Here is a 15,934-nt window from a genome sequence, read left to right on the forward strand (position 1 = left end):
GTTCAGATCTTCACGACATGGGCGGCCCTGCGGATGTCGTCGACCAGCCCGGCCTGGCGCAGTACGGCCGCGTCTCCCGCGTCGTCGCCGACACCCCGGCGCACGGTCTCGGCGAAGGCGGCGACAGCGGCGGCCGCCTGGTCGTGCGTGGGCAGGACCCGCTCCTCGACGCCGTCGGCACGCTCGATCCGCAGCACCGGGCGGTGACCGGCCGGCGGGGAGTACGCCCGGTCCAGGGCGAGGCAGCCCTCGCTGCCGAGCAGCCGCCAGCCCGCCGTGTACGTGTGCTCCATGCCGAAGACCAGCTGGGCACTCGCCCCGGTCGCCGGGTCGCCGAGCAGCGCGCTGCCGCCGAGGTCGACACCGCGCGCGGTGTCGTGGCGCAGGACGGCGCCGTGCACCCGCAGCTCCGGGCCGAGCAGCAGGGAGGCCAGCCGGACCGGGTACACGCCGATGTCGAGAAGGGCCCCGCCGTCCAGGTCGGCGCGGTAGCGGATGTCGTCGGCGGGCCGCGGCGGGATCGTGAACGAGGCGTGCAGCGCCCGTACGTCGCCGATCGCGCCCTCGGCCACCAGCTCCCGTACCGCCGTGTACGCGCCGTGGTGGACGAACAGATAGTTCTCGGCGAGGACGAGGCCGCGCTCACGGGCGAGGCGGAGCAGCCGGGCGGTGTCGGCGGCCCGCGCGGTGAGCGGCTTCTCGGCCAGGACGTGCTTGCCCGCGCGCAGCGCGCGTTCGGTCCACCGGGCGTGCAGGGCGACCGGCAGCGGTACGTACACGGCGTCCACGTCGGCGCGTTCGAGGAGTGCGTCGTACCCCTCGACGGCCGCGCAGCCGAAGGTGTCGGCGGCGGCCCGGGCCTTGTCGGCGGTACGGCTGGCGATCGCCGTCACGTGCGTGTGAGGGGAGGCCGCGAAGGCGGGCAGCATGCGGCGCAGGGCGATGTCGGCGCAGCCCGCGACGCCGATCCTCAGCGCGCTCACCGGGAAGCCCCGTGGCCGGGCAGGGTGCGGACGCACGCCAGGAGGGTGCGCGCCTCGACGTCGACGAGGTTGCCGATCCGGCCGGCGCGGGTGAGCTGGCGGACCGTCATCCACGTGTAGTCCTCGGGGACGTCGAGGGGGATGTCGGTCCCGTCGACCACCAGATAGCGGTTCTCCGCGTGGTAGAACCGGCCGCCCTCCTCGGAGTGCACGGTGTCGAACAGCACCTGCTCGGGCCGCGCGCCCAGCACGGCGTCCAGATACGGCGGCCGCCGCGCGCCCTCGGCGAGATTGCCCGGGTTGCACTGGACACTGGGCCCGAGCTCGACGGCGTCGAAGGTGCCCGCCTCCGCGCGGGCCTGCACCAGCAGATGGCGCTCCCCGTGGATCTCCTTGCTCACGAAGGCGATGACCCCGCGGCCCACCGGAGCCAGCATCGGCTGGGACCAGGAGGGCACCTCGCGGCTGTCGGCCTCGACGTCGACGCCGATGATCCGGAAGTACCGGCCCTCCTCGTGGACGATCTCGCCCCGGTCGCCGTCGCGGCGCCAGCCGCCGACCCGGCTCAGCGGGATCGTCCGGCGCTCGGGGCGGTGGCGCACCTTGGCCCCGGTGAACCAGTGCAGCAGCGCCGCGGTGTCGTGCAGCGGCTTCTCCGCCGCCCGCCCCGGCGCCGGGCGCTCGCCGAGGTCGCCGGTGTCGCCGGTGTCATCGGTGTCGCCGGTCTCGTAGGTCTCGTCGGTCTCGCCGTTGTCGTCGGGCAGGCCGGCGAGCACGGTCCGCGAGTCCATGTTGACGAGGTTCTCGACCCGCAGCAGCTCGGCCATCACCGGGCGCGGCACCCAGCAGAAGTCCTCGTGGACCGGCACGTCGGCGGTCGTCTCGACGACGATGTTGCGGTTGCGCTTGCCCAGGAACCACGAGCCCTGCTCGCTCTGCAGCGCGTCGTAGTGCACCCGGTCACCGGCGCCGGGAGTCAGGAAGTGGTCGATGTAGCGCACGGCGGAGCCCCGGTGCACCCGCGTGTAGTTGCTGAACGTGGCCTGCACGGTCGGCGAGAGCTGGAGCGTGGTGATGTTGCCCGGCTCCATCTTGGCCTGCATCAGCAGGTGCGGAACCCCGTCGAACCGCTTGATCAGCACACCCAGGATGCCGGTCTCGGGCTGCCGGATGATCGGCTGCGTCCACGCGGGCACGCCCGGGTCCGACGGCTCGAACCGCAGACCCTCGATCGAGAAGAACCCGCCGCTGCGGTGCCGGACATCGCCCGTGGCCGGGTCGGTGTACCAGCCGTCCAGGTCGTGCAGCGGGGCCGGGGTGATGCGGTACCGGTGGGCGGTGCCGCGCTCGGCGAACCAGGCGTGGAAGCCTGCCGCGTCCTTGATACGGGTCACAGCGCCGCCGCCCCCTCGACGACCGACAGCGCGCCCACGGTGAGGCGCACGCCCTGCCCGTGCGGGCGGTCGGAGATCAGCGCCAGGCCGGGCACGACCGCGGCGGGCCGCACGAGGCCGAGCGGCCCCGGGGTCACGGAGTCCGGCCGTACCCGCTCCGGCAGACCCTGGCCGAGGCGCTCCACGGAGAACACCTCGGTGCCGTCGAGGAACCAGCGGGCCACGGCCGCCGCCGTGTCCACCACGAGCGCGCAGCGGTGCCTGTCCAGGGGGCCGCGCGGGGCGAGCGGCACGCTGTACGAGAAGCCGCCCCGGCTGCCGTCAGGGCCGGGCACGCGGCCGTACAGCGCCCACACCCGGCCGCCGGTCAGCGCGAAGTCCAGGATCAGACCGGCGTCACGGTCGAGGACGACGAGCGCGCCCGCGCCGTCACGTATGTCGTCCGCCCCTTCCCCCAGCGGCTCGGCCGAGAGCGTCGCGGACACGGTCACCGTGGCACCGCGGGCCGGGCACGCGGGCCCGAAGGCCGCCCAGCGCAGATGGTCGGGGCTCTCGCCCCCGGGCGGCACCACGAACGCCGGGCGCCCGGTGCCGGGGTCGGTGCCGGTGGGCTCCACCACCAGGCCGGCGGCCGTGGCGCGCGCGATGCCGTCCCCGGCCGTCAGAGCGCCTGCGGGCCGCAGTGACCAGGGGCCGTCGGGCCGCGCTTCCGGGTCGCGCACCCGCAGCCCTGTGGCGAAGTCGTCGTGGAAGAGGAGCGTCATGGCGTTCTCCGTGCGGTGAGCGAGGCGGGGCGGGGCGGGGCAGGGGCGGGGGCGGGGAAAGGGAGGTGATGTTTCACGTGAAACAGGGCGGGCCCGCATCGGTCCTGTTTCACGTGAAACCGCGGGGAGTCAGCCGGTGGCCGTGCCGGAGCGTTCCCAGGCGTGGGCGGCCGCTTCGAGGATGGACAGGCGGCCCTCCAGGCCGGTCGCGGCGGCCGAGACCATGACCCCGAGGGTGGTCACGCCCGCCTCCGCGTAGGCCCGCATCCGGTCCGCGATCCGGTCGACCGGGCCGATGAGCGCCGTACGGTCGATGAAACCGAGCGGGAGCGCCGCGCCCGCGCCCGCGCGGTCGCCCGCCGCGAGCCGGTCGAGGAAGGCGGCCACCTCGGCCTCGTACCCCATCGAACGGGCCATCGCGCAGTAGAAGTTGCGCTCGGGGTCCCCGATGCCCATGAGGTACACGTACTGGCCGCGCAGCGCGTCCGCCGCCTCCTGCGCGGTGTCGGCGACGGCCGTCGGCAGGCTGGGCAGCACGTCGAACCCGCTCAGGTCGTCCGTGCCCCGGCCCGTGCGGATCTCCGCGACGGCCTCGGCGACGGCCTCCGGCGAGGTGAAGACGCCGAGCCAGCCGTCCGCGATCTCCCCCGCGAGCCGCAGATTCCGCGGCCCGACCGCCGCGAGCAGCACCGGCAGCCGGCCCGGTGGCCGTTCGGTCAGCAGGTGCAGCGGGGCGGGCCCGCCGACCTCGAAGTGCGCGCCCTGGTGGGTGACCGGTTCGCCGTCCAGGGCGCGGCGCACGATGTCGACGTACTCCCGGGTGCGTTCCAGCGGACGGCTGAAGGCGACCCCGTACCAGCCCACCGACACATCGGGGTTGGACACTCCGAGGCCGAGCCGGAACCGGCCGCCGCTCAGCGAGTCGAGCGTGGCGGCGGTCAGCGCGGCCATGGCCGGCGGGCGGCCGGGGATCTGCATCACGCCGGAGATCAGCGCGATGCGGTCGGTCACCCCCGCCACGAGGCCCAGCACACTGGCCGCGTCGGAGCGGTAGCCCTCCGGGGCCAGCGCGGCGGCGTAGCCCAGCCGTTCGGCGGCGCGGGCGAGTTCGCCGGCACCCTGATGGACGAGGTTCACGGCGAGCCGCACGGTGGAACTCCTCGGAGGACGGGGGTGGATGGTTCAGAGCAGGTGGGCGCCGCCGTCCACCAGCAGGACCTGCCCGGTGGTGTACGTGGCGCGGACCAGCCCCAGGACGGCTTCCGCGACGTCCTCCGGCCGGCCCGTGCGGCGCAGCGGCGTGGTCTGTCGCACGTGTTCGGCGATCGGAGCGAAGAAGTCGCTGTTCTGCGTCCAGGGCGTCTCGATCAGCCCGGGTGCGACCGCGTTGACCCGTACGGCCGGGCCGACCGTGTTCGCGAGGAGCCGGGTCATGTGCTCGATGGCCGCCTTGCTCACCGCGTACGGGATCGAGCTGCCGGCCGGCCGGCTGCCCGCGATCGAGGACACGTTGACCACGCTGCCGCCGCCCGCGCGGGTCAGATGGGGCATCGCGGCGACGGTGGTCTGCCAGGTCCCGATGACGTTCAGGCCGAGGATCTCCCGCCACACCTCGGGCGTGGCGGCGGCCAGGTCGGCGTGCGCGATGGCGCGGGTCCGCCCGGCGTTGTTGACCAGGACGTCGAGCCGGCCGTAGTGCGCGACGGCGGTGTCCACCAGGCGGCGCGCGTCCGCCTCGTCGGAGACGTCCGCCCGGACGTAGAGCGCGTCCGGCAGCGAGGCGGCCGTCTTCTCGCCGTCCTCCACGGAGCGGGCGGAGTTGACGACGATCCGGTACCCCTCGGCGGCCAGCCGCTGCGCGACGGTCCGCCCGATGCCGGAGGAGGAGCCGGTGACCAGGGCGACGGGGGCGGTCGCCGCGGCCGCCGCGACAGGCGAGGTCACCGCGACCGGCGCGGTCGGTGCGGTCGGCGTCTTGGGTGCGTCGGCGGCCATCAGTAGTTGCCCAGCCCGCCGCAGACGTTGAGCGCCTGCGCGGTGACCGCGGCCGCGTCGTCCGCCACCAGGTACTCGACCATCGCGGCGACCTCGCGGGTCTCCACGTACCGGCCCATCGGCACACGGGCGGTGATGCGGTCGAAGGTCTCCTGCTCGGACACCTGCCAGATGCCGGCGTAGTGCTCGCGCACCCGCTCGGCCATCGGGGTCTCCACGAAGCCCGGGCACACGGCGTTCACGGTGATGCCGGTACGGGCCAGCTCGAGTCCGAGGGCCTTGGTCAGACCGACGACACCGTGCTTTGACGCCGAGTACGGCACCGCGTGCACGACGCCCTGCTTGCCGCCCGTGGAGGCGATGTTGATGATCCGGCCGCGCTTCTTGGCCAGCATTCCACCGGCGTTGAGCACCTCCTTCGTCATCAGGAAGACGCTCGTCAGGTTGGTGGTGATGACGTCGAGCCAGAGCTCGTCGGGGATCTCGGCGGTGGCGCCGCCCCCGCTGCGGCCGGCGTTGTTCACCAGGATGTCGACCGTCCCGTACCGCTGCACCGCCGCCGCCACGTAGGCGCGGATCTGCTCCGGGTCCGCCACGTCGCACACCGTGCCGTCCACGTCGAAGCCCTCGGCCTGGAGCTCCTTCACCGTCTCCGCGAGCCGCGCCTCGTCCCTGGCGCACAGGAAGGTGCGCGCGCCGAGCGAGGCCAGCCGCCGGGCGATCGCCAGACCGATGCCGCTGGTGGCTCCGGTCACCAGCGCCACCGGCTTGGCTGCCGTGTCCGTCGCCGTGTCCGTCGCTGTCTGCGTCGTCATTGCTGCTCGTCTCCCTTGGGCGGGTGCGGGTGGGTGCGGGTGGGTGCGGTGCGGGACGGGGTGGAGGGGGCGTCCCGCCGTGCCACCCGAGAGCGTGGCCACCGCCCCTCGAGCGGGGCTGGAAGGCGGCTCGCGAGCGCGCCGGAGTGCGTCCGAGCGCGTCCGAGGGCGCCCCATCGGCCCGCGAGCCGCCCTCGAGCCGGGCGGGGGAGTGTGCGGCTGTGTCAGAGAGGTACGGCGGGCGAAAGGAGCCCCACGCGATGCCCAGCAGCACAGGAGGACGACGGTGACCCGACGCGTAGTGATCACCGGGGTCGGGGTGCGCGCCCCTGGCGGCTCGGGGACGAAAGAGTTCTGGGACCTGCTCACCGCGGGCCGTACGGCCACCCGGCCCATCAGCTTCTTCGACGCCGCGCCCTTCCGCTCCCGGATCGCGGGCGAGGTCGACTTCGACGCGCGGGCGGAGGGCTTCTCCCCGCGCGAGGTCCGGCGCATGGACCGCGCCACCCAGTTCGCCGTCGCCTGCACCCGGGACGCGCTCGCCGACAGCGGCCTGGACACGGGCGCGCTCGACCCGTCCCGGATCGGCGTCGCCCTGGGCAGCGCGGTCGCCTCCGCGACCAGCCTGGAGAACGAGTACCTCGTGATGTCGGACGCCGGCCGCGAGTGGCTGGTGGACCCGGCGCACCTGTCCCCGTACATGTTCGACTACCTCAGCCCGGGGGTCATGCCCGCCGAGGTCGCCTGGGCGGCCGGCGCCGAGGGCCCGGTCACCATGGTGTCCGACGGCTGCACCTCGGGTCTGGACTCGGTCGGCTACGCCGTCCAGCTGATCCGCGAGGGCAGCGCCGACGTGGTCGTCGCGGGCGCGGCCGACACCCCCGTCTCCCCGATCGTCGTCGCCTGCTTCGACGCCATCAAGGCGACGACGCCCCGCAACGACGACCCCGCCCACGCCTCCCGGCCCTTCGACGGCACCCGCAACGGCTTCGTCCTCGCCGAGGGCGCCGCCATGTTCGTCCTGGAGGAGTACGAGGCCGCCAAGCGGCGCGGCGCGCACGTCTACGCCGAGGTCGGGGGCTACGCCACGCGCTGCAACGCGTACCACATGACAGGTCTGAAGAAGGACGGCCGCGAGATGGCGGAGTCCATCCGGGCGGCCCTCGACGAGGCCCGCCTCGACCGCACGGCCGTCGACTACGTCAACGCGCACGGCTCCGGCACCAAGCAGAACGACCGCCACGAGACGGCCGCGTTCAAGCGCAGCCTCGGCGACCACGCGTACGCGGTGCCCGTCAGCTCCATCAAGTCGATGGTGGGCCACTCGCTCGGCGCGATCGGCTCCATCGAGATCGCCGCGTCGATCCTGGCCATCGAGCACAACGTGGTCCCGCCGACGGCGAATCTGCACACGCCCGACCCCGAGTGCGACCTGGACTACGTGCCGCTCACCGCGCGCGAGCAGCGCGTCGACACCGTGCTCACCGTGGGCAGCGGCTTCGGCGGGTTCCAGAGCGCCATGGTCCTGCACCGCCCGGAGGTGGCCGCATGAGCACCCCGTCGCACACCCCTGACCGCGATCGACCGGTCGTCGTCACCGGTCTCGGCGTCGCCGCGCCCGGCGGCATCGGCACCGAGCGCTTCTGGAAGGCGCTGCTGACCGGCGAGAACGCCATCGGCGAGCTGTCCCGCTTCGACGCCTCGCGCTACCCGTCCCGGCTGGCCGGACAGATCGACGACTTCGAGGCCTCCGACCACCTGCCCGGCAGGCTGCTGCCCCAGACCGACGTCTCCACCCGCTACGCGCTCGCCGCCGCCGACTGGGCGCTGGCCGACGCGGGCGTGGGCCCCGAGGCGGGGTTCGAGGACTACGACCTGGGCGTCGTCACCTCCACCGCGCAGGGCGGCTTCGACTTCACCCACCGGGAGTTCCACAAGCTGTGGAACCAGGGGCCCGAGTACGTCAGCGTGTACGAGTCGTTCGCCTGGTTCTACGCCGTCAACACCGGCCAGATCTCCATCCGCAACAGCATGCGTGGCCCCAGCGCCGCGCTGGTCGGGGAGCAGGCCGGCGGCCTCGACGCGATCGGCCACGCCCGGCGCACGATCCGCCGCGGCACCCGGCTGGTGCTCAGCGGCGGCGTCGACTCCGCGCTCGACCCCTGGGGGTACGCCTCGCAGCTCGCCGGCGGCCTGGTCAGCACGGTCGCCGACCCGGAGCGCGCCTATCTGCCCTTCGACGCCGACGCCTCCGGCCATGTTCCCGGCGAGGGCGGCGCGGTCCTCATCGTCGAGGACGCCGACTCGGCGCGCGAGCGCGGGGCCGAGCGGATCTACGGCGAGATCGCCGGCTACGCCGCGACCTTCGACCCGGCGCCCGGCTCCGGCCGGCCGCCCGCCCTCGGCCGGGCCGCCGAACTCGCTCTCGCCCAGGCGGGCCTGACGCCCGGTGACATCGACGTGGTGTTCGCCGACGGCGCGGGCGTCCCCGAGCTCGACCGGGCCGAGGCCGAGGCGCTCGGCCGGCTCTTCGGCCCGTACGGCGTGCCCGTGACCGCGCCCAAGGCCCTCACCGGGCGCCTGTGCGCCGGCGGCGGCCCCGCCGATCTCGCGGCCGCCCTGCTCGCCCTGCGCGACCAGGTGATCCCGGCGACGGGCCGCACCGCGCGCGTGCCCGACGCCTACCGGCTCGACCTGGTGACCGGGCAGCCCCGCGAGGCAGCCCTGAGCACCGCCCTGGTCCTGGCCCGCGGCCGCCACGGCTTCAACTCGGCCGTCGTCCTCACCACCCACCGACCCTGAACCCAAGGAGACCCGACATGGCACGGCTGACCCTCGACGCCCTGCGCACCATCCTCGTCGCGTGCGCGGGCGAGGACGACAGCGCCGACCTCTCCGGCGACATCCTCGACACCACCTTCGAGGACCTCGGCTACGACTCCCTCGCCCTCATGGAGAGCGCCGCACGGATCGAGCGCGAGTTCGGCATCACCCTCGACGACGACGACGTCAACGAGGCGCTCACCCCGCGCCTCCTGCTCGACCTCGTCAACGGCTCCGAGGCACAGGCCGCCTGACACGGCCTCACCACCGACCGGCCGACCCGGGGGCACGCACCGTTCGCTCGTGCGTGCCCCCGAGGCATGACCCGTGGCATCCCTCCGTACGCGTCCCCCGTACGAGTTCCCCGCCCAAGGAGTACGCACCATGGCCCGCACCGCCGCCACACCCACTTCCACCCTGCCCACCTCCGCTCCGCCCACCTCCACCCCGACCCTCCACCGCAGCGAGCACACCGTGACGGTGGCGGCGCCGGCCGAGGCGCTGTACGCCCTCGTCGCCGACGTGACGCGGTGGCCCGCCGTGTTCGAGCCGACCGTGCATGTGCGGCACCTGGCCCGGGAGGGGCGGACCGAACGGTTCGAGATCTGGGCCGAGGTGAACGGCGAGATCGCGCACTGGCGCTCGCGCCGCGTCCTCGACCCGCGACGGCTGTACGTGTCCTTCCGCCAGGAGCACAGCCGCCCGCCCGTGACGTCGATGTCCGGCGGCTGGCTCTTCCGGCGGCTGGCCGACGGCCGCACCGAGATCGTGCTGCGCCACCGGTTCACCGTCGCCGGCGACGACCCGGCGGCCGTGGCCCGGATCGAGGAGGCCCTCGACCGCAACAGCGCCCGCGAACTTGGCGCCCTCGCGGCGCTCGCCGAGACCGGGCATCCGGTGGACGACCTGGTCTTCTCGTTCACGGACACGATCCCGCTCACCGGCGCCGCCCGCGACGCCTACACCTTCGTCGAGCGCGCCGAACGCTGGGCGGAGCTGCTGCCGCACGTCGCCCGCGTGACCCTGACCGAGCCCGAACCGGGCGTGCAGTGGCTGGAGATGGACACCGTGACGGCCGACGGCTCGGCCCACACCACGCGCTCGGCGCGGATCTGCCGGGCGCCGGAGTGGATCGCGTACAAGCAGCAGCGCACCCCCCGGCTGCTGTCCGGGCACAGCGGCGAGTGGACGTTCGCGCAGACCCCCGAGGGTCCGGTGGCGACCGCACGCCACACGGTCGCCGTCGACCCGACGGGCATCACCGAGGTCCTCGGCCCCGACGCCACCCTCGCCGACGCCCGCACCTACCTCCGCGAAGCCCTCGGCCGCAACAGCCTCGCCACCCTGCGCCACGCGGCCGGGGCAGTCGGGGCGGCCGACGCGGCCCAGGCAGCCGACGCGGCCCAGGCTGCTGAAGGCTGACCCGCGGCGCCCGGGGTCAGGGCGAGCAATAACCGGCGCCCTCGGCCAGTGCCACGCGGCGGGCCCGCAGCCGCACCCCCTGGCCGTACGCCCTCGTCGCGAGCAGCCCCAGGCCGAGCGCCAGCCGGTCAGGGACCACCTCGGAGCGCGGCCCCGGCGTGGAACGCTCCAGGTGACGGCCGTACCGGCGGGCGTCGAGCTCCAGGCCCGTGCGGTCCACGGCGAACACCTCCTCGCCCGCGAGCAGCCAGCGGGCCCGCCCCGCCGACGCGTCCACCTCGACCGCGCAGCGATGCCACGCCTCCGGGGTGCGGGGCGCCACCGGCACGGCGTACGCGAAGGAGCCGTGCGCCGCACCGGGGCGCGGCAGCCGCTCGTACAGCGCCCACACGAACCCGTTCGTCAGCGCGAAGTCGAACGCAAGGCCCGAGGCCATGTCCACGCAGATCAGCGCGGCCATGGCGCACGCCGGCCCGTCCCCGTCCGGGTGCCGGTCCGCGGCGAGGACCCGCGCCGACAGCTCCGCCTCCGCCCGGAACAGCCCCGGCCCACGCGCCTCGGGCTCCGCGAACGCGGCCCACCGCAGGTGCGCCGCCCCCTCCTGACCCGCAGGCTCCCTGCTGAACGCGGGCTGTTCCCCCTGCCCCGTGCCGTACCCGGACTCCACCCACAGCCCGTCGCCGTTGCCGGGCGTGGTCACCCGGGCGTCGCCCTGCGCGAGCCACGGCAGCGGCCGCAGCCGCCAGCGGGCCGCCCGCCCCGGCGCGGCCCAGTCCTCGTGGAAGTCGTCCTCGAACAGCATGCCCAACTCCTGCGTCGGCTCGGTGGCGTGGTGGACCGAGGTTCCGCGGCCCGGCTCAAGCCGCAGTGGAGGCCCCTTCGAGCCCGCCCGGCGAGGGTGGCGCCATCGACCGTCTCGCGCTCTGGAGGAACCGGTGACCGCCACCGCTGTCCGTACCGACGTCTACGCCCAGGTCCAGCACTTCTACGCCCACCAGATGCAGGCCCTCGACGGGGGCCGCTTCACCGACTACGCGGCCACCTTCACCGAGGACGGCACCTTCCAGCACTCCCCCGCCGCCGAGCCGGCGGTCGGCCGGGCCGGGATCGTCGCCGAACTGGTGGAGTTCCACAAGCGCTTCGACGGCGACCCGGTCCAGCGCCGCCACTGGTTCAACCACATCGCCCTGGAGCCGCAGGCCGACGGCTCGCTGCGTTCCACCGTGTACGCCCTGGTCGTCACCGTCCGGCCCGGCGGGAAGCCCGAGATCGCGCCCAGCTGCGTCGTCCACGACGTCCTGGAGGTCACCGACGAGGGTGTCCTGACCCGCTCGCGCCTGGTCACCCACGACCAGCTGGCCTGACCGCCCGCCGCCGTGCGGACACCGCCGAGTACGGCCCCCGGGCGGCCGTTGCTGGTGTACGGCACCGTCGAGGACTGGGCGCGGGCCGCCGAGTCCCGCGGGGGCCCGCCGCACCCCGGTGACGCCGCCCGCCTGCGCGCCCTGCGCGACGACCGGCTGCGCCGCCGCTTCCTGGCCTCCCGGCTGCTACTGCGCACCACCCTCGGCGCGCTCGCGGGCCGCGACCCGGACCGGATCCCGCTCGCCCGCACCGGGCTGGGCCGCCCGTACGCCCCCGGCCTGCCCGACCTGGACTTCAGCCTCAGCCACACCGGCTCCCTGCTGGCCGTCGCGGTCGTCCGCGGCGGCCGTGTCGGCGTGGACGCGGAACGCCCCGGCCGCCCCATGTCCGTACTGGAGCACCGGATGTGCACGCCCCACGAACGCGCCGGGCTCGACGCGCGCGGGCTGCGCGGCACCGCGCGCGACGCGGAGCTGCTGCGCCTGTGGACGCTCAAGGAGGCGTACGCAAAGGCCCTGGGCACCGGGCTGCGCCACCCGCCCCGCACCTTCGGCCTCGACCCCGCGGACCCGGCCGGACGGCCCTCCCTGCCCGGCGCCCTGAGCACCGGCGCCCTGAGCACCGGCGCCCTGAGCACCGCCACGCACACGCTGCCCGAGGGGACGGTGGTCAGCGTGGTCGCGTTCGAGCAGGGCTCCAGCCGCTGAGCCGACGATGGGTCAGATCCATGATGTCGAGGAGGAGCCCCACATGACCGGAGTCACCGCCGGAGTCACCGCCGATGCTCGAACCGGCGACCGAACAGGCGCTCGAACCGGCACCCGCAGCACCGTCCCGCCCGAGCTGACGGAGGTCGCCGACGGCGTGTTCTCCTACGTCCAGCCGGACGGGGGCTGGTGCCTGAACAACGCCGGTCTCGTCGTGTCGGGCGACCGCGCCGCGCTCGTGGACACCGCGGCCACCGAGGCGCGCGCCCGGGCACTGCGCGAGGCGGTGCTCTCGGTCGCCCCGGCCGCCCCCCAGGTCCTGGTCAACACCCACTTCCACGGCGACCACACCTTCGGCAACTTCGTCTTCCCGGAGTCCCTGGTCGTCGGTCACGAACGGGCCCGTACGGAGATGACCGAAGCGGGCCTGCACCTGACGGGCCTGTGGCCGGACGTCGAGTGGGGCGACCTCGAACTCGTCCCGCCCGCACTGACCTTCCGCGACCGGCTCACCCTCCACATCGGCGAGAAGACCGCCGAGCTGCTGCACCTGGGCCCGGCGCACACGAGCAACGACACGGTGCTCTGGCTGCCGGCCGCGCGGGTGCTGTTCACCGGCGACCTGGTGATGAACGGGGTGACGCCGTTCTGCCCCATGGGCTCGGTCGCCGGCTCCCTCGAAGCCCTGGACACGATGCGCGCCCTCGCCCCGGAGGTGGTCGTCACCGGCCACGGCCCGGTCGCGGGCCCCGGGGTGTTCGACGAGACCGAGGGCTATCTGCGCCTGCTGCAGGACCTCGCCCAGCAGGGTCTCGCCGAGGGGCTCGACCCGGTCGAGCTGGCCCGCCGTACCGACCTGGGCGGGTACGCGCGCTGGCTCGACGCCGAGCGGCTCGTCCCCAACCTCTTCCGGGCGTACGCCGAGGAACAGGGCGAGCCCCGCGGTTCCCGTGTGGACATGAGCGACCTCTTCGCCCGCATGGTCGAGTACCACGGAGGCCTGCCCGCCTGCCACGCCTGAGCGCCCGTCAGACCGCCCTCCACCCGCCTCGCCCGGGCGAAGAAGCCGCCGCCGCCCGTTCACGCGCCCGCGGCGATCTGCGCCGGCGCGGCGTCCCACGCGGAGTCCCACGCGGCGAAGGCCCCCCGCCGGTACAGCAGCGGGCGGGCCTCCTCGCGTATCAGCACCCGCTCCATGCGTCCGATCAGCAGCCGGTGGTCACCGGCGGCCACGCTCCGCTCCAGCGTGCACTCCGCGTGCCCCAGCACCCCGTCGAGCAGGACCGGGCACGCGGGCACGGACTCGGCGCGCCGCCACGCCACCCCGTCGAACTTGCGGTCCGAGCGTCCCGCGAAGGTACGCGCGAGCTCCTCGCCGCCTTCGGCGGCCAGCAGATGCAGCGTGAAGACCTCCGAGCCGAGCACCGCGGGCAGCGTGCGGGACCCCTCGTCCACACAGACCAGCAGCAGGGCCGGGTCCAGGGACACCGCGCTGAACGCGGTGCAGGTGAACCCGAGCGGTCTGCCGTCGGGGCCGGCCGTGGTCACCACCGCGACGGCCGCCGGTACGGATCCGAAGAAGTCGCGGAATGCCTCGGGCCCCAAAGCCATGCCTCTCACCGCCGTCGTCTCGCACATGCGCAGCGCCGGGCGGACCCCCGGCCTGGACAGCGTCGCCGCGGCGTCTGGAGGTCCCCTGGACTCCCACTGGAGCCCTCCCCGTCCCCTCCCCGTCCCCTCCCCGTCCCTCCCCACCACCACCCGCCCGCCGCCAAGTGGCCCACATTTCCCGGCACTTAATGGACCTGTCAGCCTGGGCCACAGCCCCCTACCGTCAGAGACATGGCGCACACCTCCTCCCCGGCCCCGCAGGCCTCCCGGGCCCCCCGAGCTCTCCTCCTCGCCCAGCTGAGCAACTCGATCGGCGACGGCGCCTTCTACGTCACCTCGGCCCTCTACTTCAGCCAGATCGTCGGCCTGTCCGCCGCACAGATCGGGATCGGGCTCACGCTCGCCTGGGCCGTCGGCTCGGTCGCCGGCGTCTGGCTCGGACACCTCGCCGACCGGCGCGGCCCGCGCGGGACCGCCGTCCTGCTCGCCCTCGCCACCGCGGCCGCCGTCGGCTCGTTCCTCTTCATCCGCTCCTTCGTGCCGTTCCTGATCGCGGCCGCGGTGTACGCCACCGCCCAGAGCGGTCTCGCCGCCGCCCGCCAGGCCCTGCTCGCCGGACTGGTCGAGCCCTCGGCCCGTACGGAGGTACTGGCCAGGCTGCAGTCCACCCTCAACGCCGGCCTCGCCGTCGGCGCCGGAATCGGCGGACTCGCCCTGCACGCCGGCACCCGCACGGCCTACCTGTCCGTCTTCGCGCTCGACGCCATGGGCTTCCTGCTCTGCGCCCTGGTGCTGCGCGGCCTGCCGGTCGTGGCCGGCGCCCCGGCGGCGGCCGGGGGCGAACCCCGCCTGGCCGTGCTCCGCGACCGCCCGTACGCGCTGCTCACCTTCCTCAACGCGCTGATGCTCCTTCGGCTGCCGCTGCTCAGCCTCGCCCTGCCGCTGTGGATCGTGCAGCGGACCTCCGCCCCTGGCTGGGTCGTCTCGGCGCTCTTCGTCCTCAACACGGGTGTCGTGATGCTCTTCCAGGTGCGTACGGCCAAGGCGGTGACCGGGCTGCCCGAGGCCACGCGCGCGGTGGGCCGGGCCGGGGCCGTCATGCTCGCCTCCTGCGCCGTGTTCGCGGTGACGGCCGCCGGCTTCGGGCCGTGGGCGACCGTCGCGGTCCTCGCCCTCGGGGCGGTGCTCCAGGTGATCGCGGAGATGCGCCACTCCGCCGGCTCCTGGCAGATCGGCTTCTCCCTCGCGCCGGCCGGCCGGATCGGGCAGTACCAGGGCTTCTACGGCACCGGTGTCCCTGTCGCCAGGACCCTCGGCCCGCTCCTGGTCACGGCGCTCCTGGTGACCTGGGGCGTGCCCGGCTGGCTGCTCCTCGGTGCGATCTTCCTGGTCACGGGGCTGCTGACGAAGCCCGCGGTCCGCTGGGCCGAGCGGTCCCGCGCCCAGGCGCCCACCCCTGCCACGGCAGAGCTCGTCGGCGCCCACTGAGCCGGCCAGTGAGCCGTACGAGTGGTGTTCATCGGAAGAACTGCGCGGTGGCGGCGTCGCTCCATGGAATCCCGGCGCCCGTCCACATCATGAGGAAGGTACGAAAAGCGCGCAATTCGAAATGAACCATCCGAGAACGTCACTCAAGCGAAAGCGACAACGAAAGCGAGGGGCCATGGCCACCGCCAAGGTCAAGCAGTTCTGGACCGCCTTCATCTCCGTACTCTTCGCCCTGCTCGCCTCCGTCGGCCTGGCGAGCACCGCCGCCGCCGCGCAGGCTCCCTCCGTCCAGCAGCCGGAGGAGCCGGCCTCGTCCGCCGCCACCACCGGCGCGCGCACCCTCGCCGCCGTACCGGCGCAGCGACCGGCGCATCAGTGGCCCGCGGCCCGCGACCGTTCTCTGCCGCCCACCATCAAGCAGCGCATCCGTGCCGAGGCGCACAACTCCTCGCCCTCCGTACGCCACCTGCCCGCCGGCTCCCCGGTCGAGACCGCTCTCGCGGACCAGACGGAGTTGTCGGGCCGTGCGCTCGCCGCGGCCGCGTAGGGCGCAGGGAGTCGATGCGC

17 protein-coding genes are annotated in these 15,934 nt (G+C 74.4%); 9 read left to right on the forward strand and 8 right to left on the reverse strand.

From position 1 onward, the window contains the following. Positions 1–2 precede the first annotated feature (2 nt). The 6 genes from FDM97_RS00190 to FDM97_RS00215 form a co-directional block, all read right to left on the reverse strand. Positions 3–983, reverse strand: a complete 981-nt coding sequence (locus FDM97_RS00190; RefSeq protein ID WP_137988245.1) for a Gfo/Idh/MocA family protein — start codon at positions 981–983, stop codon at positions 3–5. Then, the gene (locus FDM97_RS00195; RefSeq protein ID WP_137988246.1) at positions 980–2,377 is read right to left on the reverse strand and encodes an NDP-hexose 2,3-dehydratase family protein; all 1,398 of its coding nucleotides are present in this window, start codon (positions 2,375–2,377) and stop codon (positions 980–982) included. The genes FDM97_RS00190 and FDM97_RS00195 overlap by 4 nt, the downstream gene beginning before the upstream one ends. Then, positions 2,374–3,141 (reverse strand): DUF6081 family protein, encoded by a 768-nt coding sequence (locus FDM97_RS00200; RefSeq protein ID WP_137988247.1) that lies wholly within the window; start codon positions 3,139–3,141, stop codon positions 2,374–2,376. The genes FDM97_RS00195 and FDM97_RS00200 overlap by 4 nt, the downstream gene beginning before the upstream one ends. 129 nt (positions 3,142–3,270) lie before the next feature. Beyond that, entirely contained in the window at positions 3,271–4,290 is a 1,020-nt protein-coding gene (locus FDM97_RS00205) for an LLM class flavin-dependent oxidoreductase (protein ID WP_137988248.1), read from the reverse strand. 33 nt (positions 4,291–4,323) lie between these two features. Then, positions 4,324–5,136, reverse strand: a complete 813-nt coding sequence (locus FDM97_RS00210; RefSeq protein WP_137988249.1) for an SDR family NAD(P)-dependent oxidoreductase — start codon at positions 5,134–5,136, stop codon at positions 4,324–4,326. Beyond that, positions 5,136–5,951: an SDR family NAD(P)-dependent oxidoreductase gene (locus FDM97_RS00215; protein ID WP_137988250.1), complete on the reverse strand. Its 816-nt coding sequence runs from the start codon at positions 5,949–5,951 to the stop codon at positions 5,136–5,138. The genes FDM97_RS00210 and FDM97_RS00215 overlap by 1 nt, the downstream gene beginning before the upstream one ends. Before the next feature lie 286 nt (positions 5,952–6,237). Here FDM97_RS00215 and FDM97_RS00220 point away from each other — a divergent pair, with 286 nt between their 5' ends. From FDM97_RS00220 to FDM97_RS00235, 4 genes are all read left to right on the forward strand, one after another. Further along, the gene (locus FDM97_RS00220) at positions 6,238–7,503 is read left to right on the forward strand and encodes a beta-ketoacyl-[acyl-carrier-protein] synthase family protein (protein ID WP_137988251.1); all 1,266 of its coding nucleotides are present in this window, start codon (positions 6,238–6,240) and stop codon (positions 7,501–7,503) included. Next, positions 7,500–8,753 (forward strand): ketosynthase chain-length factor, encoded by a 1,254-nt coding sequence (locus tag FDM97_RS00225; RefSeq protein WP_137988252.1) that lies wholly within the window; start codon positions 7,500–7,502, stop codon positions 8,751–8,753. The genes FDM97_RS00220 and FDM97_RS00225 overlap by 4 nt, the downstream gene beginning before the upstream one ends. 17 nt (positions 8,754–8,770) lie before the next feature. After that, positions 8,771–9,028, forward strand: coding sequence for an acyl carrier protein (locus FDM97_RS00230; RefSeq protein ID WP_137988253.1), 258 nt, complete (start codon positions 8,771–8,773; stop codon positions 9,026–9,028). A gap of 130 nt (positions 9,029–9,158) precedes the next feature. Then, entirely contained in the window at positions 9,159–10,196 is a 1,038-nt protein-coding gene (locus tag FDM97_RS00235) for an aromatase/cyclase (RefSeq protein ID WP_137988254.1), read from the forward strand. 16 nt (positions 10,197–10,212) lie between these two features. On the opposite strand, the gene FDM97_RS00240 is transcribed toward FDM97_RS00235, so the two are convergent. Beyond that, positions 10,213–10,998 carry a DUF6081 family protein gene (locus FDM97_RS00240; protein WP_137988255.1) on the reverse strand — a complete coding sequence of 262 codons (786 nt, stop codon included), beginning with the start codon at positions 10,996–10,998 and terminating at the stop codon, positions 10,213–10,215. A gap of 133 nt (positions 10,999–11,131) precedes the next feature. Here FDM97_RS00240 and FDM97_RS00245 point away from each other — a divergent pair, with 133 nt between their 5' ends. From FDM97_RS00245 to FDM97_RS00255, 3 genes are read left to right on the forward strand one after another with little or no spacing between them, the layout of a single operon-like run. Beyond that, a complete protein-coding gene (locus FDM97_RS00245) occupies positions 11,132–11,560 on the forward strand; it encodes a nuclear transport factor 2 family protein (RefSeq protein ID WP_137988256.1) in 429 nt (142 codons plus the stop codon). 54 nt (positions 11,561–11,614) lie between these two features. After that, on the forward strand, positions 11,615–12,268 hold the full coding sequence (locus FDM97_RS00250) for a 4'-phosphopantetheinyl transferase family protein (protein WP_137988257.1): 654 nt from the start codon (positions 11,615–11,617) through the stop codon (positions 12,266–12,268). A gap of 43 nt (positions 12,269–12,311) precedes the next feature. Beyond that, positions 12,312–13,289, forward strand: a complete 978-nt coding sequence (locus FDM97_RS00255) for an MBL fold metallo-hydrolase (RefSeq protein ID WP_137988258.1) — start codon at positions 12,312–12,314, stop codon at positions 13,287–13,289. 59 nt (positions 13,290–13,348) lie between these two features. Here FDM97_RS00255 and FDM97_RS00260 read toward each other — a convergent pair whose 3' ends face one another. Beyond that, positions 13,349–13,879, reverse strand: a complete 531-nt coding sequence (locus FDM97_RS00260; protein WP_137988259.1) for a flavin reductase family protein — start codon at positions 13,877–13,879, stop codon at positions 13,349–13,351. A gap of 231 nt (positions 13,880–14,110) precedes the next feature. Here FDM97_RS00260 and FDM97_RS00265 point away from each other — a divergent pair, with 231 nt between their 5' ends. Both FDM97_RS00265 and FDM97_RS00270 read left to right on the forward strand, forming a co-directional pair. Beyond that, entirely contained in the window at positions 14,111–15,367 is a 1,257-nt protein-coding gene (locus tag FDM97_RS00265; protein WP_137988260.1) for an MFS transporter, read from the forward strand. 175 nt (positions 15,368–15,542) lie between these two features. After that, on the forward strand, positions 15,543–15,914 hold the full coding sequence (locus FDM97_RS00270; RefSeq protein ID WP_137988261.1) for a DUF6344 domain-containing protein: 372 nt from the start codon (positions 15,543–15,545) through the stop codon (positions 15,912–15,914). Positions 15,915–15,934: the final 20 nt, after the last annotated feature.

Source organism: Streptomyces vilmorinianum, assembly GCF_005517195.1.
GTDB classification, from domain to species: domain Bacteria; phylum Actinomycetota; class Actinomycetes; order Streptomycetales; family Streptomycetaceae; genus Streptomyces; species Streptomyces vilmorinianum.